Annotated in this window: 17 protein-coding genes; 14 read left to right on the top strand and 3 right to left on the bottom strand. The window is 55.0% G+C overall.

Translation table 11 applies throughout. The features are described from left to right. The first annotated feature begins 206 nt into the window (after window positions 1–206). The 11 genes from recA (at window position 207) to AB1S56_RS13555 (ending at window position 11,933) form a co-directional block, all read left to right on the top strand. Window positions 207–1,265, top strand: a complete 1,059-nt coding sequence (gene recA / locus AB1S56_RS13605) for a recombinase RecA (RefSeq protein ID WP_340868735.1) — start codon at window positions 207–209, stop codon at window positions 1,263–1,265. A 77-nt stretch (window positions 1,266–1,342) separates the two neighbouring features. Beyond that, window positions 1,343–2,047 carry a RecX family transcriptional regulator gene (locus AB1S56_RS13600; protein ID WP_340868736.1) on the top strand — a complete coding sequence of 235 codons (705 nt, stop codon included), beginning with the start codon at window positions 1,343–1,345 and terminating at the stop codon, window positions 2,045–2,047. A 184-nt stretch (window positions 2,048–2,231) separates the two neighbouring features. Further along, entirely contained in the window at window positions 2,232–3,770 is a 1,539-nt protein-coding gene (rny, locus tag AB1S56_RS13595; RefSeq protein ID WP_340868737.1) for a ribonuclease Y, read from the top strand. A gap of 97 nt (window positions 3,771–3,867) precedes the next feature. Continuing rightward, complete coding sequence (locus tag AB1S56_RS13590) at window positions 3,868–4,662, top strand: TIGR00282 family metallophosphoesterase (protein WP_340868738.1); 795 nt, start codon at window positions 3,868–3,870, stop codon at window positions 4,660–4,662. Between the two features lie 174 nt (window positions 4,663–4,836). Then, the gene (locus tag AB1S56_RS13585) at window positions 4,837–5,097 is read left to right on the top strand and encodes a stage V sporulation protein S (RefSeq protein ID WP_006036664.1); all 261 of its coding nucleotides are present in this window, start codon (window positions 4,837–4,839) and stop codon (window positions 5,095–5,097) included. 100 nt (window positions 5,098–5,197) lie between these two features. Next, window positions 5,198–6,145 (top strand): dipeptidase, encoded by a 948-nt coding sequence (locus AB1S56_RS13580; protein ID WP_340868744.1) that lies wholly within the window; start codon window positions 5,198–5,200, stop codon window positions 6,143–6,145. Window positions 6,146–6,329: 184 nt separating this feature from the next. Continuing rightward, a complete protein-coding gene (locus AB1S56_RS13575) occupies window positions 6,330–8,063 on the top strand; it encodes a 2-oxoacid:acceptor oxidoreductase subunit alpha (RefSeq protein ID WP_340868746.1) in 1,734 nt (577 codons plus the stop codon). Window positions 8,064–8,066: 3 nt separating this feature from the next. Further along, window positions 8,067–8,933: a 2-oxoacid:ferredoxin oxidoreductase subunit beta gene (locus AB1S56_RS13570; RefSeq protein WP_340868747.1), complete on the top strand. Its 867-nt coding sequence runs from the start codon at window positions 8,067–8,069 to the stop codon at window positions 8,931–8,933. 85 nt (window positions 8,934–9,018) lie between these two features. After that, on the top strand, window positions 9,019–9,591 hold the full coding sequence (pduL, locus tag AB1S56_RS13565; RefSeq protein ID WP_340868748.1) for a phosphate propanoyltransferase: 573 nt from the start codon (window positions 9,019–9,021) through the stop codon (window positions 9,589–9,591). 246 nt (window positions 9,592–9,837) lie between these two features. After that, window positions 9,838–11,427 (top strand): tRNA (N6-isopentenyl adenosine(37)-C2)-methylthiotransferase MiaB, encoded by a 1,590-nt coding sequence (miaB, locus tag AB1S56_RS13560; protein WP_340868749.1) that lies wholly within the window; start codon window positions 9,838–9,840, stop codon window positions 11,425–11,427. Between the two features lie 23 nt (window positions 11,428–11,450). Then, window positions 11,451–11,933, top strand: coding sequence for a YlbF family regulator (locus AB1S56_RS13555; protein ID WP_340868750.1), 483 nt, complete (start codon window positions 11,451–11,453; stop codon window positions 11,931–11,933). Window positions 11,934–11,990: 57 nt separating this feature from the next. Here the strand turns inward: AB1S56_RS13555 and AB1S56_RS13550 are convergent, their stop codons facing one another. Then, a complete protein-coding gene (locus tag AB1S56_RS13550) occupies window positions 11,991–12,611 on the bottom strand; it encodes a biotin transporter BioY (RefSeq protein ID WP_340868751.1) in 621 nt (206 codons plus the stop codon). A 126-nt stretch (window positions 12,612–12,737) separates the two neighbouring features. On the opposite strand from AB1S56_RS13550, the gene AB1S56_RS13545 reads away from it, so the two are divergent. After that, entirely contained in the window at window positions 12,738–13,589 is an 852-nt protein-coding gene (locus AB1S56_RS13545) for an ABC transporter ATP-binding protein (protein ID WP_340868752.1), read from the top strand. Beyond that, a complete protein-coding gene (locus tag AB1S56_RS13540; protein ID WP_340868753.1) occupies window positions 13,579–15,282 on the top strand; it encodes an ATP-binding cassette domain-containing protein in 1,704 nt (567 codons plus the stop codon). The genes AB1S56_RS13545 and AB1S56_RS13540 overlap by 11 nt, the downstream gene beginning before the upstream one ends. 318 nt (window positions 15,283–15,600) lie before the next feature. Here the strand turns inward: AB1S56_RS13540 and AB1S56_RS13535 are convergent, their stop codons facing one another. After that, window positions 15,601–16,260, bottom strand: coding sequence for a hypothetical protein (locus AB1S56_RS13535; RefSeq protein ID WP_340868755.1), 660 nt, complete (start codon window positions 16,258–16,260; stop codon window positions 15,601–15,603). A 49-nt stretch (window positions 16,261–16,309) separates the two neighbouring features. Next, the gene (locus AB1S56_RS13530; RefSeq protein ID WP_340868757.1) at window positions 16,310–17,524 is read right to left on the bottom strand and encodes an MFS transporter; all 1,215 of its coding nucleotides are present in this window, start codon (window positions 17,522–17,524) and stop codon (window positions 16,310–16,312) included. Window positions 17,525–17,635: 111 nt separating this feature from the next. Here AB1S56_RS13530 and AB1S56_RS13525 point away from each other — a divergent pair, with 111 nt between their 5' ends. Further along, window positions 17,636–19,198 (top strand): response regulator transcription factor, encoded by a 1,563-nt coding sequence (locus AB1S56_RS13525; RefSeq protein ID WP_340868759.1) that lies wholly within the window; start codon window positions 17,636–17,638, stop codon window positions 19,196–19,198. Window positions 19,199–19,202 lie beyond the last annotated feature (4 nt).

The raw sequence follows: 19,202 nt of genomic DNA, 5'->3' as shown, positions 1-19,202 counted from the left end.
GTTGTCAAATGTCGAGCGCTTCTATATAATAGAACCTAGTTATCGGAAGAACCGTGGCGAAGACTACTTTGCTGCGGTTTTTTTATGTTTATTGGCGCTGGGGGGATGGGGGAATACATAATACGAATGTGTGTTCGAAAAAACTATTGGCAAGGGATTAAAAATGAGGTATCATACTAATATAAATGATGAAGGATGTGAGTGGGTTGGCGGATCGTCGCGCAGCTTTGGACAACGCATTGCGTCAAATTGAGAAGCAATTTGGCAAGGGCTCCATTATGAAATTGGGTGAATCAACGCACATGCAGGTTGAGACCGTACCGAGCGGCTCGCTTGCTCTAGATATCGCGCTTGGCATCGGTGGATTGCCAAGAGGCAGGGTTATTGAAGTATATGGACCGGAATCCTCCGGTAAGACGACGGTTGCACTGCATGCAATCGCCGAGGTTCAGCGCATTGGCGGACAAGCTGCCTTTATCGATGCGGAGCACGCGCTTGATCCGTTGTACGCCAGCAAGCTCGGCGTGAATATCGACGAGCTTCTTCTCTCCCAGCCGGATACGGGCGAGCAAGCGCTGGAAATCGCCGAAGCGCTTGTGCGCAGCGGCGCGGTTGATATTATCGTGGTAGACTCCGTTGCGGCGCTTGTGCCGAAGGCGGAGATCGAAGGGGATATGGGCGACTCTCACGTTGGCCTGCAGGCTCGTCTGATGTCTCAGGCGCTGCGCAAGCTGTCCGGCGCTATTGCGAAATCCAAGACCATCGCGATCTTTATTAACCAATTGCGCGAGAAGGTCGGCGTTATGTTCGGCAATCCGGAGACAACACCGGGCGGACGCGCTCTGAAGTTCTATTCCAGCGTACGCCTTGACGTTCGCCGCATTGAGACGTTGAAGCAAGGAAACGACATGGTCGGCAACCGCACACGGATCAAGGTTGTGAAGAACAAGGTAGCTCCTCCGTTCAAGCAAGCGGAGATCGACATTATGTACGGTGAAGGAATATCCAGGGAAGGCAGCCTGATTGATATCGGCGTCGAGATGGATATTGTTCAGAAGAGCGGAGCATGGTTCTCTTACAGCGGGGAGCGTCTTGGCCAAGGACGGGAGAACGCGAAGCAATATTTGAAGGAGAATAAGGAGGTCGCTGGCCAGATCGAGAAGCAGATTCGCGAAGCCAGCAACTTGTCTGCAGCGGCCTCCCAAGCGAACTTCAAGGCTGATCAAGAAGATGAGGATGAAGAATTCGATCTGGATTTCGAATAAACATTCCGACAATAGTCGCCGCTCTTATCGGAGCGGCGCTGTTTGTTTTTTCAGTGGAAGGGAGTTTGTCAACATATATGAATGACACCCATGTCTCCCAGAGAGAGGAGTGGATCATCGAATCCATTCATCGCGACAAGAAGGGGAAGCGGAGATATTGTATATACACAGGCGCGGAGGAGCCGATCTTGTCCGTACATGAGGACATTCTGATCAAGTTCCGGCTCATGAAGGGTCAGCTCCTTACAGCGGATGACATCACGAGCATCCGCAATGAAGATGAGCGGTATGGGGCTTATGCGCTCGCAATCGCCTATTTGGGAATGAAGCCGCGAACGCGCAAAGCGATCTCGCAATATTTGACCAGGAAACAATTTCTGGAGGACAATATTCAATATGCGCTGGACCGTTTAGAATCGGAGCAACTTGTTGATGATGAACAATATGCGCGTCAATTTGCGAGGAGCCGCCTGAGAGCCGGTCAGAAGGGCAGACTGATGATCGGGCAGGAGCTGCAGCAGAGGGGCATATCCAAGCAAGCGGCGGCGGAGGCGTTGTCGGAACTTGATTCGGACAGCGAGCTGAGCGCGGCTCGGAGGCTGGCTGAGAAGAGGGTTCGGCAGCTGAAGGGCGACCGCAAGCAGAAGAGAATGAAGCTCACCGCCTTCCTTATGCGCAGAGGGTTTCCCGGCTCTATCGTTCGGGAGGCGCTAAGAGGATTGGAATGGGAGGAAGAAAATAGGCATAACGAGGAAGAAGATGGCGTTTTGCTTGACAACTGATTTTGTGTAAAGATAAAATGAGTGTGTATTCCTTCACAATTTTGAATCAATTTTTCTTCCAAAAGTTGATTCGAAACGATTTTTTTCGTCAAATAGGTACATGATGAAACGGTATGCAAACCGGTTAAAAACCAAATAACATCCCAAGCAATGCCTTGGTGTATGCAGCAAGGAGGTGAACAAGATGGTATGGATCACGATTCTTGTAAGCATCCTTGTTGGCGCAATTTTCTTTGGGATTGGTTATTATTTTCGCAAGTCGATTGCCGAAGCCAAGATCTCGAGCGCTGAGCAAGCCGCTGTGCTGATCGTGGAGAACGCGAAGAAAGAGGCAGAGGCGCAGAAGAAAGAGATAGTGCTCGAGGCGAAAGACGAAGTCCACAAACTTCGTTCCGAAGCGGAGAAGGACATCCGCGAGCGTCGTAATGAAGTACAGCGTCTGGAGAGACGGCTGCTTCAGAAGGAAGAGTCGCTGGATAAGAAATTAGAAGCGCTAGAACGCAAAGAAGAGACTGTAGCCAACAAGGAGAAAAGAATCGAAGAAACACAAGAGCAGATTGATTCCATCTATAAGCAGCAGCAAAGCGAGCTGGAGCGTATCTCTAGCTTGACGATGGAAGATGCGAAGTCGATTATATTGACCAATGTCGAACAGGAAGTTCGTCACGAAACCGCGCAGATGATCAAGGAAATCGAGCAGCAAGCGAAGGAAGAAGCCGACAAGAAAGCGCGTGACATTATATCGCTCGCGATTCAGCGTTGCGCGGCCGATCATGTAGCGGAGACGACAGTATCTGTTGTTACTCTGCCGAATGAAGAGATGAAGGGCCGCATTATTGGTCGCGAGGGTCGCAATATACGCGCGCTCGAAACATTGACCGGTATCGATCTCATTATCGACGATACGCCGGAAGCGGTCATATTGTCCGGGTTTGATCCCATTAGACGCGAAATTGCACGAACTTCTCTTGAGAAGCTGGTGGCGGACGGACGTATTCATCCCGCTCGAATTGAAGAGATGGTGGAGAAATCCCGCAAGGAAATCGACGAACGCGTACGCGAGTACGGCGAGCAGGCAACCTTCGAGGTTGGCGTTCATGGCTTGCATCCAGACCTGATCAAGATTCTTGGCCGATTGAAGTATCGGACAAGCTACGGTCAGAACGTCTTGAAGCACTCCATGGAGGTCGCTTATCTGACAGGCCTGATGGCAGCGGAGCTGGGCGAGGATATTACGCTAGCGAAGCGCGCGGGACTGCTGCATGATATCGGCAAAGCGCTGGACCACGAGGTAGAGGGCTCCCATGTAGAGATTGGCGTAGAGCTCGCCAAGAAATACAAGGAGCATCCTGTTGTCATCAACAGTATCGCGTCGCATCACGGCGATACGGAGGCAACATCGGTTATCGCGATGCTGGTCGGCGCAGCCGACGCATTGTCCGCAGCTCGTCCGGGAGCACGGCGCGAGACGCTGGAGACGTACATCAAACGTCTGGAGAAGCTCGAGGCCATTACGGAATCGTTCGATGGTGTCGAGAAGTCCTACGCCATTCAAGCGGGCCGCGAGGTGCGCGTCATGGTGCAGCCTGAGAAGATCGACGATACAGAAGCGTTCCGTCTTGCTCGCGACATTACGAAGAAGATCGAGAGTGAACTGGATTATCCGGGACATATTAAGGTTACGGTCATTCGTGAGACGCGTGCAGTCGAATACGCCAAATAACGCAAATATGGAAAAGTGGCTGACCTGTCAGCCACTTTTCTTCATGAATGATTATAAATAAGGGATAAAGAAGCTGGCCATTAAGGAGCGGAGTGAAATGAACGTATTATTTATTGGCGACATCGTCGGAAATGCAGGCAGAAGCGCGCTGAAAAAAACGCTGCCTGCGCTAAGAGACAAATATAAGCCGCATATCATTATCGTAAACGGGGAAAATGCCGCAGCGGGCAGAGGCATTACGAAAGCGATCGCGCGCGAGTTTTTTGAATGGGGCGTGCATGGCATTACGATGGGGAATCATACATGGGACAACAAGGACATCTTCGAATGGATTGATGATGAGCCGCGTTTAGTTCGCCCCGCGAACTTCTCGCCGGAGGCTCCCGGTCAAGGCATGGCTGTGATTAAGGCAAACGGCAAATCGCTTGCGATTATTAATCTGCAGGGACGCGCCTTCCTGCCGCCCATCGACTGCCCGTTCCGCAAGGCTGATGAGCTGATTGATCAGGCGAGCTCCTCCACCAAAGCGATTTTGGTCGATTTCCATGCGGAAGCTACCTCAGAGAAAATCGCAATGGGCTGGTATTTGGACGGGCGGGCATCTGTCGTACTGGGTACACATACGCATGTGCAGACCAACGATGATACGATCCTGCCTGGGGGTACCGGTTATTTGACCGACGTTGGCATGGTGGGCTCCAAGGAAGGCGTGCTGGGCATGGAGCGCGGTGCCGTGCTTCACAAGTTTTTGACGCAGCTGCCGGCCCGTTTCGTAGTGGATGAAGGCAATTGGTTCCTGCACGGGCTGTCGATTGAGATTGATGAAGCAACAGGCAAAGCAACCAAGCTGGCCAAAATCCGGTTAACTGAAGAGGATTGGCTGCTGATGTAAATACAGGCTTCGCCACAAACTGCTCTGGCCAGAGCAGTTTTATTTTGCCGAAAACTATCTGAACATTCAGAACTGTCCGTAAAGTTGTCCGCAGAAAAGCAGGAATCTTTCCCCTTCTCTCGAATACTATTTTAGAAGTGGAATCCATCCAACATTCTAGGGGAGGTACTTTTCATGGACGTATTAAAGGTATCAGCGAAGTCCAATCCAAATTCCGTAGCAGGCGCGCTTGCCGGCGTGCTGCGCGAACGAGGCGGCGCGGAACTTCAAGCTATCGGCGCCGGTGCTCTTAATCAAGCGATTAAGGCAGTCGCCATTGCTCGCGGCTTTGTAGCTCCTAGCGGTGTGGATCTCATTTGCATTCCGGCGTTTACCGATATCGTTATAGATGGCGAGGATCGCACAGCGATCAAATTAATAGTCGAGCCCAGATGAGGGGCTTGACGCTTCCGATAGGACGCCGATGATTCAGCCTGTTTACGAAGTAGACAGGTTTTTTTGCTTTGACAAGCTGGTGACCGAGGGGGCAGGTTATATGCGAATCGTCGATTTTCATTGCGATGTGCTGAGCAAGCTGTTGAAGGACGGGAATTTAAGCTTTGAGGAAGAGGCGGGCGGAGCATTGGATGTTACGTATGGGCGTCTGCGGGAGCAGAATGCGCTGCTGCAGACGTTCGCCGTCTACATCTCGCCGTCTCGGCCGGATTATCGGAGCATGGATCCTATTCTGGACAGCATTGATCTATTATATGAGAAGGTGCTGAAGCTGCCGGATATGCGTCTTGTTGAGACGCGGGCGGATCTGGAGGCTTGTCTGAAGGACGGGCAGACAGGGGCCCTGCTATCGCTGGAGGGTGCCATGGGGCTTGGAGGCAAGTTGTCCGCGCTTCGTATTCTGCATCGGCTGGGCGTTCGTGCCATGGGGTTTACCTGGAATGACGCGAACTGGGCGGCGGATGGCGCGATGGAGGCGAGAGGCGGAGGATTAACGGCGCAAGGAGCGGCGTTTGTGAAGGCGTGCAACGAGCTTGGGATCATCATTGACGTGTCCCATTTGTCTGAGCGCGCCTTCTGGGATGTCGCGGAGCTGTCGGAGCAGCCCATCATCGCTTCGCATTCCAATGCGAGAGCCTTGTGCGACCATCCGCGCAATCTGACCGATCTGCAGATTCAAGCCATTATTGAATGCGGCGGCGTTATCGGCGTCACGTATGTCCCGATGTTCCTGAAGGCGAACGGCCAAGCCGGTATTGTGGACGTCGTGGAGCATATGGAGCATATTTGCGCGTTGGGAGGGGAGAACAGCCTTATGCTGGGCTCCGATTTCGATGGCATAGAGCAATATGTCGAGGGACTTCAACATCCCGGACAAGTGACAGGTCTTCGGCAAGCGATGCTGGGAAGGTTCACGGAGACGCTAACGGAGCGAATTTGGTCCGGCAACGCGATTTCATTCCTGCAGAGGAGCCTGCCTGTCGTTTAGCGGGCTGTCCCATCTCAATCGAGTATCGAATCAATCGGAAAATACTATCCTTTATATAAGCGTTTACATCTTGCAAATCGCGGTCTCCGGACATAAAATTGTTGTGACTCTTAACATTTCTATTATATAATGCACTCAGTTGTCATTAAACATGCACCTTCATGATGCAGAGGAGATGGACGTTTTGATAAGTCAATTGTCATGGAAAATTGGCGGACAGCAAGGTGAAGGCGTAGAGAGTACTGACCGAATTTTCTCCACGGCACTTAATCGGCTGGGCTATTATTTATATGGATACCGACATTTTTCTTCCCGTATTAAAGGCGGTCACACCAATAATAAAATCCGGATCAGCACCAAGCCGATCCGCGCCATATCAGATGATCTCGACATTCTGGTCGCGTTCGACCAAGAAAGCATTGACCTGAACGCGAACGAGCTTCGGCAGGGCGGCGTTATCGTAGCGGATGCCAAGTTTAATCCCGTTGTTCCCGAGGGAGTGGACGCGAGACTATTTGCGGTGCCGATTACGAAGATGGCGGAGGAGCTGGGCACTTCGCTGATGAAAAACATGGTGGCGTCCGGGGCTTCCTGGGCGCTGCTTGGCCTGCCTCTTGAGGTGTTCAATGGGGCCGTTGAAGAGGAGTTTGGCCGTAAGGGTCCTGCTATCGTCCAGAAGAATATCGAGGCGGTGAAGGCAGGCGCAGAGTTCGTGCTGGAGCAGGCGGGCGGTCCGCTCGACGCGTTCAAGCTGGACGAGGCTGACGGCAAGCAGAAGCTGTTTATGATCGGCAATGAGGCGATAGGCCTGGGAAGCATTGCGGCGGGCTGTCGATTAATGTCCGCCTATCCCATTACGCCAGCCTCGGAAATTATGGAATACCTGATTAAGAAGCTGCCCAAATTCGGCGGCACCGTCATTCAGACGGAGGACGAGATTGCGGCTGTCACGATGGCGATTGGCGCTAACTATGCCGGCGTTCGGACGATGACGGCGTCGGCGGGTCCTGGATTATCGCTCATGATGGAAGCCATCGGTCTGGCTGGCATGACTGAGCAGCCACTTGTCATTGTCAACACGCAGCGCGGCGGTCCTTCGACGGGCTTGCCTACAAAGCAAGAGCAATCTGACCTGAACGCGATGATCTACGGCACTCACGGAGAAATTCCAAAAATCGTCATCGCGCCGGCTTCGATTGAGGATTGCTTCTATGATATGGTGGAGGCATTCAACTTGTCGGAGCAATACCAGGTGCCGGTCATTGTCATGACGGATTTGCAGCTGTCGCTGGGCAAGCAGTCATGTGAGCCGCTGGACTTCAGCAAGGTTCAAATCGCTCGCGGCAAGCTGGTGAAGGATGCGCCGCCGCTTGAGGGCGGCGAGCTGTTCAAGCGCTACGCGTTCACTGAGGATGGCGTATCGCCGCGCATATTGCCTGGTGAGAAGGGCGGCCTTCACCATGTGACGGGCGTGGAGCATGACGAAGTCGGACGACCGTCCGAAAACGCGCTGAACCGCAAGCGTATGATGGAGAAACGTCTGAACAAGCTGAAGGATCTCTCCATCCGGGATGCCATTCGTGTAGACGCTCCGCAAGAGGAGCCGGACCTGCTGGTGATTGGGATGGGCTCCACGGGCGGTACAATCGACGCGGCGCGAAGCATGCTGCTGGAAGAAGGCGTGACCAGCAATCATATTACGATTCGTCAGATTCATCCATTCCCGACTGAAGCGCTGAAGCCGTATCTCCACAGCGCCAAAAAGGTAATCGTCATCGAAAACAATGCAACCGCCCAATTGGCGGGACAAATTAAAATGCACGCAGGATATGCGGACAAAATGGAAAGCCTGCTGAAATTCGACGGCAACCCGTTCCTGCCACTTGAAGTTTACAAAGCCTGCAAGGAGCTGAGCTAAGCGATGGCAACGTTCAAAGAGTTTCGTAACAATGTAAAGCCCAACTGGTGTCCGGGCTGCGGCGATTTCTCGATCCAGGCGGCTATTCAACGCGCCGCGGCGAATGTCGGTCTTGAGCCTGAGCAGCTTGCGGTGATATCGGGCATTGGCTGCTCCGGCAGAATTTCGGGCTATATTAACGCCTACGGCCTGCACGGCATTCATGGCCGCGCGCTTCCAATTGCGCAGGGCGTAAAGCTTGCGAACCGCGAGCTTACGGTTATTGCTTCCGGAGGAGACGGCGACGGCTTCGCCATCGGCATGGGCCATACCGTACATGCCATTCGCCGTAACGTCAACCTGACCTACATCGTGATGGATAACCAAATTTACGGGCTGACCAAAGGCCAGACCTCGCCTCGCAGCGCCGAAGGCTTCAAGACCAAATCGACGCCGGAAGGCTCCATTGAGTCTACGCTGTCTCCGCTCGAAATCGCGATGTCGGCTGGCGCGACGTTTGTCGCACAATCCTTCTCAAGCGACTTGAAGGGCCTCACCAGCTTGATCGAACAGGGCATTAAACACGAAGGGTTTTCCTTAATCAACGTATTCAGTCCATGCGTGACGTTCAATAAAATTAATACGTATGACTGGTTTAAGGAAAACATTGTGAGCCTGGAAGGGTTCCCGGACTATGATCCAACGGATCGAGTGGCAGCCATGAACAAAATTATGGAAACCAATGGCATGCTGACAGGTCTGATCTATCAGAATACTAGCCGTAAATCGTACGAAAACATGATTACGGGTTTCAAGCAGGAGGCGCTTGCGAATCAGGAGCTGTCGATTTCGGAGGAGCAGTTCAATCAGCTTGTAGCCGAATTTAAATAAATGGTATGATAAGCATACGGCTTACGGGCCGTATGCTTTCTATTTGGCGTTATTCTGAATATATAGAGATGGAGTGTGCAGTGAAATGAGCAAGCAGGTACCTATAGGCGTTTCGGCTAGACATATACATTTGTCCCAGGAGCATGTCCATCAGCTGTTCGGAGCCGGCTATGAGCTGACGGAGATGAAGCCGTTGTCTCAGCCTGGACAATACGCGGCTAACGAGACCGTCGCGGTTGTAGGACCCAAGGGCACCTTCGGCAAGGTGCGTATATTAGGTCCTGTACGCAAGCGCACACAGCTGGAGGTGTCGCGTACCGACGCATTTGCGCTTGGCGTCAACCCTCCCGTGCGGGAATCAGGCGATATCGCAGGCTCTGCCGGCATTATGCTGCAGGGTCCGGCTGGGGAGGTTGTCATTCAGGAAGGCGTCATTGTGGCGGCGCGTCATATTCACTTCCACACCAGCGATGCGGAGCGCTTCGGCATTGTCGACAAGCAGCAGCTTAAGGTCCGTGTCGGCGGAGAACGCGGCCTTGTCTTCGAGCATGTGATCGCCCGTGTATCACCCGATTTCGCGCTGGACATGCATATCGACACTGATGAGGCGAATGCGGCCGGGGTCAAAAACGGCGAGATGGCAGAAATCGTAGAGTAAGGCGAAGGTAGAGCAGGGGGTCATGCGGCGCGGCTGCATGGCCCTTCGCTTCGTATGGCTAATCCTGTATCTTTCATTGACCTGTCGCTGCAGAGCGGCTACAATGAAAATGCTTGAATCCGCCAAGAAGCATGCCAACTTCCGATGGATTAGGTTCACAGGCTGTGGTATAATTTTATATTGTTTGCAGGACGGTTCATCCTATGAATGCCGGCAAGGATTCAGTATAAAGGAAGTGAATGCCGAATGAACAAAGAGACCAAAGGCGCTTCGGAGCACGCAGTCGCAAGCGCTAAGGACTATTCCAAATATTTTGACTTCAGCGATGCCAAGATTATTAGCGAAGAGGACGGCGTCACGACGCTGCGAATTAAGGGCCGCAACGTACAGCTCAGCTCGGCGCCCTCCTACAAGGACGAGAAGAAGCGCGGCAAAGAGGATATTCAGGTCCATTACGATTTCTCCATTCCGGAGGAGCTGCGCACGCTGGGCGTTGGCAAGCGGTATTTGATTCAAACCTACGGCTGCCAGATGAATGAGCATGATACCGAAGTGATGAAGGGCATGTTCGAGGAGATGGGCTATGAGCCTACGGAGGACCGAACGCTTGCCGATGTCGTGCTGCTGAATACATGTGCCATTCGTGAGAACGCGGAGGACAAGGTGTTCGGTGAGCTGGGGCATCTGAAGGTACTCAAGAAGGAGAAGCCAGGGCTGCTGCTTGGCGTCTGCGGCTGTATGTCCCAGGAGGAATCTGTTGTTGGCCGTATCCTGCAGAAGCATGCTTTCGTGGACATGATCTTCGGCACGCACAACATTCACCGGCTGCCGCATCTGCTGCAGAATGCGTATTACAGCAAGGAAATGGTTGTCGAGGTTTGGTCAAAGGAAGGCGACATCATCGAGAATCTCCCCAAGAAGCGGGAAGGGCTGCGCGCTTGGGTTAATATTATGTACGGCTGCGACAAGTTCTGCACGTATTGTATCGTTCCTTATACGAGAGGCAAGGAGCGGAGCCGAAGACCCGAGGATGTCATCGCGGAGGTCCGAGACCTGGCCCGCCAAGGCTACAAGGAAGTGACGCTGCTGGGGCAGAACGTGAACGCTTACGGCAAGGATTTCGAGGATATGCAATACCGGTTCGGGGATTTGATGCACGACATGTCCAAAATTGATATGCCTCGTGTCCGGTTTACAACTAGCCATCCCCGTGATTTCGACGACCACCTCATTGAGGTTCTAGCTGGAGGCGGCAACCTGGTCGAGCATATCCATCTCCCCGTCCAGTCAGGCAGCACGGAGGTGCTGAAGCGTATGAGCCGCAAATATACGCGCGAGGCATTCCTGGAGCTGGTGGGCAAAATCAAAAAAGCGATACCTAACGCCGCGCTGACTTCGGATATTATTGTTGGCTTTCCGGGCGAGACGGACGAGCAGTTCGAGGAGACGATCTCGCTTGTGCAGGAGGTGGGCTTCCATTCGGCTTATACATTTATCTATTCTCCGCGAGAAGGCACGCCTGCAGCTGTCATGGAGGACAATGTGCCGATGGAGACGAAGAAGCGCCGCCTGCAGAGGCTGAACGACGTGCTGGCAGACATTGGACGCAAGCAGAACGAAGCGTTGGTGGGCCAAGAGATTGAGGTGCTCATCGAAGGCGAAAGCAAAAACAATGCCAAGGTGCTGGCTGGCCGCACACGAACGAATAAGCTCGTTCATATGGAAGGGCCCAAGGAGTGGATCGGCTCCTTCGTGCGGGCAACGGTAACGGACGCGCAAACCTGGTATATCAAAGCGGAGCCAATCGGCTCCGCCTTAGACGAAGCCGTCTGCTGACGGCAATAGAGGAGAGAGAAGCAATGGCAGAACAACATAGCCATGAGCATGGCGTAGCCTGCAGCCATCATGGGGGCACAACGGATATCCCGTCCTACCACACTCGCGATCTGATCGTGAAGGAGGACATTATGGCCAAGGCGAAGGAGATGGCTGAGGTCATCTTCCACTCCGACGAGGTTCAGGCTTATCGCCGCGCGGAGGCGCAAATTAATGCCAATGAGCGAGTTCAGGCATTAATTAACCAGATTAAGAAAAAGCAGAAGGAGGTTGTTGCATTCGAGACGACCTTCAAAAACCCGGATATGGTGAAAAAGATTGAATCCGAGATGGAGACCCTGCAGGATGAGCTGGACGGCATTCCGATCGTGTCCCAGTTCCAGCAGAGCCAGTCGGATATTAACTACCTGCTGCAGCTTGTTGTGACGGTCATTCGTGATACGGTGTCTGACCGCATTAATGTCGAGAATGCCAGCGAGCCGGCTCCTGAAAACTGCAGCGACTAGCCCCAAAGCAAATGCCCGCAAGCGTCTGACGCTTGCGGGCATTGCTGTCAATAAGCTCTATAGTTGGACTTGCGATGACGACTGCGAGACGGGGTCGCCCTTCATCGATTCGCGAAGCTGCTTGATGTAGCCCAGCATCGGAACGGTGATCAGCACGCCGAGGACGGACTTGATCGCGTCGCCCAGCAGGAAGGGCAGGAAGCCGTCCTGGATGCCCTGGCTCCAGGTCCAGTTCAGCACATGCATCAGCCATGGCACGCCTGTTACATAGGTAAGGAATGAGCTGAACAGCTCGAATATAACAAATAAGACGATAGCGGCCAGCCATTTGTTGTTCATCAGCCTCGGGCTGCGAATAAAGCGTTCCATGGACAAGCTGATGAACAAGGCGCTGAAGGTGAAGGCGAAGAGGAACCCGCCTGTATAGCCAATCAAGGTTGAGATGCCGCCTTTGCCGCCCAGAAGCGGCAAGCCGATCGCCACTAGCGCCAGAACAAGCAGGATGCTTGATGCCGCTTGCTTGGGCCGCAGGAACACACCTGCTAGAATGAGTCCAAGCGTCTGGAAGGTGATGGGAACCGGAGTTAACGTCAGTCTGAGATGCTGGATGCTAAGTACAATGAATAAAGCGGCGAACAAAGCGGTAAAAACAAGAGATCGAACATTGACGGTTTGCATGGATACATGACTCCTTTTATGTAGTTGTTGCTATTTCATTGTTAACTGTTTAATATTAATTCAGGTTAACAAATCGAATTGTAGCATAGCCTCATGGCCATGGGAAGAGGGTTGGAGGAATTTATTTTGGAACATCCTATTGAGATTGGATTGGATCGTGTCTCGGTCGCGCCGCTCCTGGCGAATGGCAGTCAAGGTGCTCCCATCTTGAAGTCTGTCACCTTAGCTATTCGCGCCGGGGAATGGGTGACGCTGCTTGGGGCGAACGGCAGCGGGAAAAGTACGCTGATGAAGCTGCTAGCAGGTATGCCCATGCAAGGGAGATCAGGGGAGGTTATACGCGCATACTCGCGCGAAGCCTCCAGCGGAGCGATTCCGCTCGTTCTGCAGCAGCCGGATGCCGGCCTGATTGGCGCAACGCCATGGGAGGATGTTGTTTCGCTGCTGGAACGCAATGGCGGGGATGAGGCTTCCGTGGTGGCCAGAGCCGAGGCCGCTCTGCATGCGCTTGGCCTTGGCGGGCGTATGAAGCAGCCCATTGAGACGTTGTCCGGGGGGCAGAAGCAGCTGACGGCGATTGCAGGCTGTATGGCCGTTCACGCGCCGATTCTGCTGCTGGATGAAGTGACGTCGATGCTTGACCCGGTCATGTCGCGCGAGGTGCTGGATGGCGTGCGCCGTCTTCATGGGGACGGCTCTGCGGTGGTATGGGCGACGCAGAGGCTGGAGGAGCTGAGGCCGGAGGACCGAGTCGTATGCTTGAAGGACGGAGAGGTCCTGTTCGACGGCGAAGCCAACGATCTATTCCGGCGCTCCGCACCGGGCGCGGCGAAGAGCAGTGCGGCGGAGCGGCTTGGCATGGAGCCGCCGTACGCGATTCAGGTCGCCTGGGAGCTCATGCGCGAAGGGGTAGCTCTGGACCCGCTGCCTTTCACAGCGGAGCAACTGGCAGAGGCGGTGCAATGCTATGCCGGATAGCTGGAGGCTAAGAGAGGTTACGGTTCGCGTGCAAGGGGAATGGGACCGGGTGCTGCTAGAGCGGGTGGATGCAACGTTTGAGCCTGGCCAATTGACGCTGCTCATCGGCCATAACGGAGCAGGCAAGTCCACGCTGCTGGAGACGATGGCGGGGCTGCGCAAGCTGGACAGCGGTACCGTCGCGCTGGGAGGCGATGAGCTGTGGAGCAATCCCAAGCGTACAAAGCTGAACCGTACGGTACTGCTCCAATTCGGCATCGCCTTACAGCAGTCGGAGTCGCAATGGTTCGCATCCACCGTGCGGGAGGAGCTGCTCTATTCGCTTCGGCCGTATAAGCTGACGGGCGAAGCGGCGGAGCGCCGAGTGGTGGAGGCGCTCCATCGCATGGGGCTCCAGCCGGCTCTGCTGGAGCGTGATCCTTGGACGCTGAGCGGCGGCCAGCAGCGTCGTCTTGCGATAGCCAGCCTGCTCGCGTGCGAGCCGGACTGGCTGCTGCTGGATGAGCCGACGGCGGGGCTGGACGCCGACGGCACCCGCCGCCTGTGCGCGATTCTGGAGGCGCACAGGGCGGCTGGGCGCGGAGCGGTCGTGGCGACGCACGACCTCGAGGCGCTGCTGCCGCTTGCGGACCGCGTCGTCGTTGTCCGTGACGGCGAGGTCCGCGAAGCGGCACCAGCGGAGGCGGCGCTTGCGCTCGGCGCAGCCGCGCCGCAGGCGATTCGCGCGAAGGCGCTGCTGCGCGGGCTGGCGGCGGAGCCGCAGGGGGCGCCCGCCCAGCGAAGCGGCGGTGCGCCTTGGCCGGCGCCGCGCGAGCTGGCGGCGGAGCTCGCGCGCGAGCTGAAGCGGCGCGAGACGCGTGGCGGCTCTGGCGTGCGGGAGGCCGCTGCGGCGGAGCAGGCCGTTGCGGCGGAGCGCGGGGGCGAGTGGAGCGGCGCAGCTAGCTCCTATCAGCCAATGATTGCGGAGCGCTTTGATCCTCGCGCTATTGTGCTAGCTTATTTCATGCTGTCGGCATTTGTTCTGATGCTGGGAAGCATAGAGGAGCTTGCTATGGGGGCAATCATCGTAGCTGTGGCTACTTCGCCGTTCTGGCATATTGCGAAGAAGTGGTGGCGCGTGCTGCGCGGCTTCGCCATCATGTCGCTCATATTGCTGTTAATCGGGGGGCTTACCTGGTCGCCTCTGGCGTTTGATTGGGTGGAATCGGAGCCAACCGCCGTAAAGCTGGGACAGCTAATGGTCATTCTGTGGATTGGCATGCCCATGCTGGAGCTGATGACGCCTCTTAGACTGCAAAGAGCCATCCAGCAAACGTTCGGCTGGACGGCTCGGCTCGGTGTGCCTATTCATTCGGCAGGATTGTTAATCATGTTAATATTCCGCTTCATCCCATTGCTGACAAGAGAGTGGGAGCGATTCGCCAAGCTGGCGCACGCAAGAGGCAAGGCGACGACGCGAATAGGCACGGTTCCCATTCGTATGCTGCGCGTCATCTTTGCGCCGTTCCTGCGCTCGCTTCTCCGCTTAGCGGAAGGGATGGCTGACGCTCTGGAAGCCAGGGGCTACGGCAGTATACCAGCGAAGCCGGTGTACGGCTTCCGCGTCCGCTTCGGCCGCTCAGACATCTGGCTGCTGACAGGAGCCGCTATGACCAGCGCTATGTTATGGCTTGTAATGGAGTGGGTTCGCTAAAGTCACTAACAAGCCCCAACTGGGCTTGATAACCACACGCCGTGTCGATATTGCACCAATTGGGGCGTCTCAGCGAGCGATAGCAACACGTGGAATCGTTATTGTCACTAACAAGCCCCAACTGGCCTCGATAGCCACACGCCGTGTCGTTATTGTCACTAACAAGCCCCAACTGCACTCGATAGCCACACGCCGTGTCGTTATTGCACCAATTGGGGGGGCTCAGCGAGCGATAGCAACACGTGGAATCGTTATTGTCACTAACAAGCCCCAACTGGGCTTGATAACCACACGGCATGTCGTTATCCTTCCAACACGCTAGATGGTCGGCTCGCTTGCTTCTCGGAGCCAGCGGTCAGCGGCTGTGATCCAATGGCCTTCCGGATCGGCGAGCAGCGTCGACCAGCCGGCCGTTTCTGCCGCTGCGTCCAAGTTACTCGACTGATCGTCGATGAACAGGGTGGGGGCGCGGCCCCGAAGCTTACCCGCTGCGCAGTCGAAGATGCCGCGATCGGGCTTGCGGCAGCCCACCAAGCTGGATATGGTCGCGCTTGTAATATAAGGCCGGACCTCCTTAAGCAGAGGCTCCACCCATGAGATCAGGTGATTGCTAAGCAAATGAATATTCGCTATTTCACTCCAGCGCTTGAGGTGCTGAAGCGCGGGGAGCGGGGCCAGGCTAGCCGAGAGGTAAGCTTGGCCCTGCTGCCGTTCCAGTCCTGCAGCGCGTCCCAGCCATGACCAGAACTGCTCCTCTGTCACCTCGCCCGTCCATAACCGCTCGCTTACCTCCGCCTTGTACAGGCGGTATATAACGTCGCTCGCTACTCCAGCGTCTTCCGCCACAAGCTCCCAAAACAGGGGTGAAATATTTGTTGCAAGCACGCCCCCAATATCCAATATCAGCTGCGGCTTGCAATCCGGATAGGAAGGGGAGCTGTTCTCCCCTCTGCGTAAACCTGTCCTGCTGCTGTTCATGTTTTCCTCCTAAAGTCTAATCGGTCAGGATATACAGCTCCCTTGATCATTAAGCCCCGCCGCCGCGAGCCCCTTCGCGAGCCTTATCGTGACGATCCCGATCCTGAACAGCCCAGCGCCAAGTGAAGGCGGCAGCGCTGACGGCAAGCACGGCCCCGAACAGGAAGCCGCTGTCCAGCCCCCATTCCCCATTCAGCCAGCCCGCGAGAAAGGGACCGGAGAACATGCCAACGGCATAGAGGGCTTGGTATAGCCCCATAGCCGTCGCCCGGGATGATGGAGCGACGTCGCGGATGGCCAGCCCAAGCAGAAGCGGCAGGTGCAGTCCTTGAGCGAAGCCGTTCAAGGCTTGCGTCACGTACAGCAGCTCAAGCGACGGGACAAATAACATAGCAGCCGTGCAGCCCGCGCTGAGGACAAAGCCCAATGCAACGGTTGCGTTCGAGCCCAGCCGTGGGACGATATAATGGGAGCCGGCGTAAGAGGCTGCCGCATGGGGCAGCATGAAGGCGAATACGAGCAGAGTCAGCTCGACGCCGCCTGCGCCCAGCTGCTCTGCCTTGAGCGGAGTAAAGCCGAACATCGTAATAAACAATACGCCATGTGCCAGTATGGAAAGTAGAGAAACTCTAAGCAGCGTACGATTGCGGACCACTCCCGACACCTGCGATAGAGTCATGCCCCCGCGTTCCCCGTCGGCGCTGCTCTTCGGCTCCCTAATGCCGAGCGCGAGGAGCAGACCTGCCGCTCCGCATATTGCGCCAGCTGCAAAAGGCGTTCGCGGTCCAAAGGCCTCAGACAAGGCGCCGCTGAGGAGCATGCCAATCATCTGACCGGATACCGTCATGACGCTGATTCTGCCCATCGCTTGCCCCATGCGGCTGCTCTCATAGTAGCTGGCGTACAGCACGGTAAACGCCACCCAGGCGGATGCGCACACGCCTGCCACGATTCTGCCCGCCAGCGGCCAGATCCAGCCATTGGGAAGCAGGAACAGCAGACAGCTCAAGGCTGCCGATGCCATGCCGAGCACAATAAACGGCTTGCGTCTGCCCAGACGATCCGAGAATACGCCAAGAGGGAAGCGAACCAGCATTTGTGTGAAGCCGTAGCTGCCAAGCACGATGCCGATGAAGGAGAGCGAATAGCCTCCAGCGTTCAAATATGGAGTCAGAGTGGGTATGTAAATGTACATAGAGGTCCAATAGAGCAAAGTAACCACAGTAAATAATCCGCGTTGCGCGCCTTCAGTATTTAATGACATTAATGAATGCTCCTCTCTCTTAGTAACCAATGTATCGGATGCTGGGACTTGTGTCACGTTATTTTTCGTGTATATACTATCTTCAAACTGATTTTCGGGGAGGACACAGGGATGTTTCGCGTATTGCTCGTCGACGACGAAGCTTTTTTCAGGCAAGGATTAAAGGAGCTGATCGGGTGGGAGCGCTGCGGCTTCGAGGTGACAGGAGAAACGGATAACGGCGAGGATGCGCTCCACATGATACGGGAAGACGCGCCCGATCTGGTCGTTACTGACATTCGGATGCCCGTCATGGATGGTCTGGAATTGATTCAAAAAGCGGTGCAAGAATATAAAATCAATACGAAGTTTATCATTGTAAGCGGTTACGATGAATTCAAATACGCTCAGCAGGCGGTTAAATATGGCGTTTGCGATTTTTTGCTGAAGCCTATCGACGAGGTGACGATGGAAGACACGCTGATGGAGCTGAGGGGCAAGCTGGAGCGCGAAGCGGCGGAAGCGCAGAGGCAGCAATCCCTCAGGAGCCACGAAATTCTCTCGTCGTTAATAAAAGGCGAGCTGAGCCAAGAGGAGGCGGAGGGGTGCTATGATGTGCTTGGACTGCCGCGAAACGTCTCTCTGCATTATTTGTTCATCGAGGTGAACGAACCGGAGGTCCGCTTCGGCGAGGCTCGGATTGATGAAGCGCTGGATGTCCGGTCCAGGCTGCATGAGGCGATGGAAGAGATCATGCCGGGCAGTCCCCCGGTGCAGACCCTGCAGCATCGCGGCCGGCTCGGAGCCGTCATTGCCAGACTGCCGGAGCATTGGAGCATCGAGCGGCTGGCCAGGACGCTCCAGAGCAAGCTTGCGCAAGCGATGTTATGTCCAGTATGCCTGTATATCGGAGAGCCGGTCCAGCATTTGACGGAGCTGAAGCAGGCCTATGTCAGCGCCAATGAAGCGATGCGATTCAAATTGCTCGAAGAGAAACGGTATGTGTTCAGCTATGTCGAGCTCCGCGGCATAGAGATGAACGGGATGCTGATGGACAACAGCTGGTTCGCGCGACTGAATGAAAGTATGGAGGAGAACGATGAGAAAGCGATCATTGAGGCGGTTGAGGGGATCTTCCAGCAGTTCCGCGACGGCCGCTTCACGCCGGAGGCCATACGGACAAGCCTGCACCGATGTGTGTCGGAGGCGCTGGCCAGCCTGCATCGCATGAAGCTCGATACGGATGTCATGCTGTACAAAAGCGCCATTCTGACCTGGTACGACCGGAATGTGACAAGCACGACGCTGAAGGAGCTGTTCGCACAATTCGTGCTGGAATGCAGCAGACTGGCGGCGGAGCAGCGCAAGGATTTCGCCAAGGGCGGCGTGCAGAAGGTGAAAAGCTACATCGATGCGAACTACGCGTCCAATATCAGCTTAAAGTCCATTGCTTCGCGCTTCTACATGAATCCCGTTTATTTGGGACAGCTGTTCAAAAAAACGTACGGCACCTATTTTAACGACTATGTGCTGCATCTCAGAGTAAACGAAGCGAAACGCCTGCTTCGAACGACGGATCTTCGGGTCTATGAGGTTGCGGACCAGATCGGCTTCAATAACGTGGAATACTTTGTGTCCCAATTCGAGAAGCTTGAAGGGATGACGCCAACCGAATATCGCAACAGCCTTAGCTAGGGGG

The sequence above is a fragment of the Paenibacillus sp. PL2-23 genome (assembly GCF_040834005.1).
In the GTDB taxonomy this organism is placed as follows: Bacteria; Bacillota; Bacilli; order Paenibacillales; family Paenibacillaceae; genus Pristimantibacillus.
This window is presented reverse-complemented; position numbering and strand designations above follow the sequence as displayed.

Bases quoted from the DNA above. Each gene is read 5' to 3' on its own strand.
- AB1S56_RS13550 (WP_340868751.1), bottom strand. From the start codon at position 12,611: ATGCAAACCGTCAATGTTCGATCTCTTGTTTTTACCGCTTTGTTCGCC.
- rny (WP_340868737.1), top strand. From the start codon at position 2,232: ATGGTATGGATCACGATTCTTGTAAGCATCCTTGTTGGCGCAATTTTC.
- AB1S56_RS13600 (WP_340868736.1), top strand. From the start codon at position 1,343: ATGAATGACACCCATGTCTCCCAGAGAGAGGAGTGGATCATCGAATCC.
- AB1S56_RS13535 (WP_340868755.1), bottom strand. From the start codon at position 16,260: ATGAACAGCAGCAGGACAGGTTTACGCAGAGGGGAGAACAGCTCCCCT.
- pduL (WP_340868748.1), top strand. From the start codon at position 9,019: ATGAGCAAGCAGGTACCTATAGGCGTTTCGGCTAGACATATACATTTG.
- AB1S56_RS13590 (WP_340868738.1), top strand. From the start codon at position 3,868: ATGAACGTATTATTTATTGGCGACATCGTCGGAAATGCAGGCAGAAGC.
- AB1S56_RS13580 (WP_340868744.1), top strand. From the start codon at position 5,198: ATGCGAATCGTCGATTTTCATTGCGATGTGCTGAGCAAGCTGTTGAAG.
- miaB (WP_340868749.1), top strand. From the start codon at position 9,838: ATGAACAAAGAGACCAAAGGCGCTTCGGAGCACGCAGTCGCAAGCGCT.
- AB1S56_RS13570 (WP_340868747.1), top strand. From the start codon at position 8,067: ATGGCAACGTTCAAAGAGTTTCGTAACAATGTAAAGCCCAACTGGTGT.
- AB1S56_RS13525 (WP_340868759.1), top strand. From the start codon at position 17,636: ATGTTTCGCGTATTGCTCGTCGACGACGAAGCTTTTTTCAGGCAAGGA.
- AB1S56_RS13585 (WP_006036664.1), top strand. From the start codon at position 4,837: ATGGACGTATTAAAGGTATCAGCGAAGTCCAATCCAAATTCCGTAGCA.
- AB1S56_RS13540 (WP_340868753.1), top strand. From the start codon at position 13,579: ATGCCGGATAGCTGGAGGCTAAGAGAGGTTACGGTTCGCGTGCAAGGG.
- AB1S56_RS13555 (WP_340868750.1), top strand. From the start codon at position 11,451: ATGGCAGAACAACATAGCCATGAGCATGGCGTAGCCTGCAGCCATCAT.
- AB1S56_RS13530 (WP_340868757.1), bottom strand. From the start codon at position 17,524: ATGTCATTAAATACTGAAGGCGCGCAACGCGGATTATTTACTGTGGTT.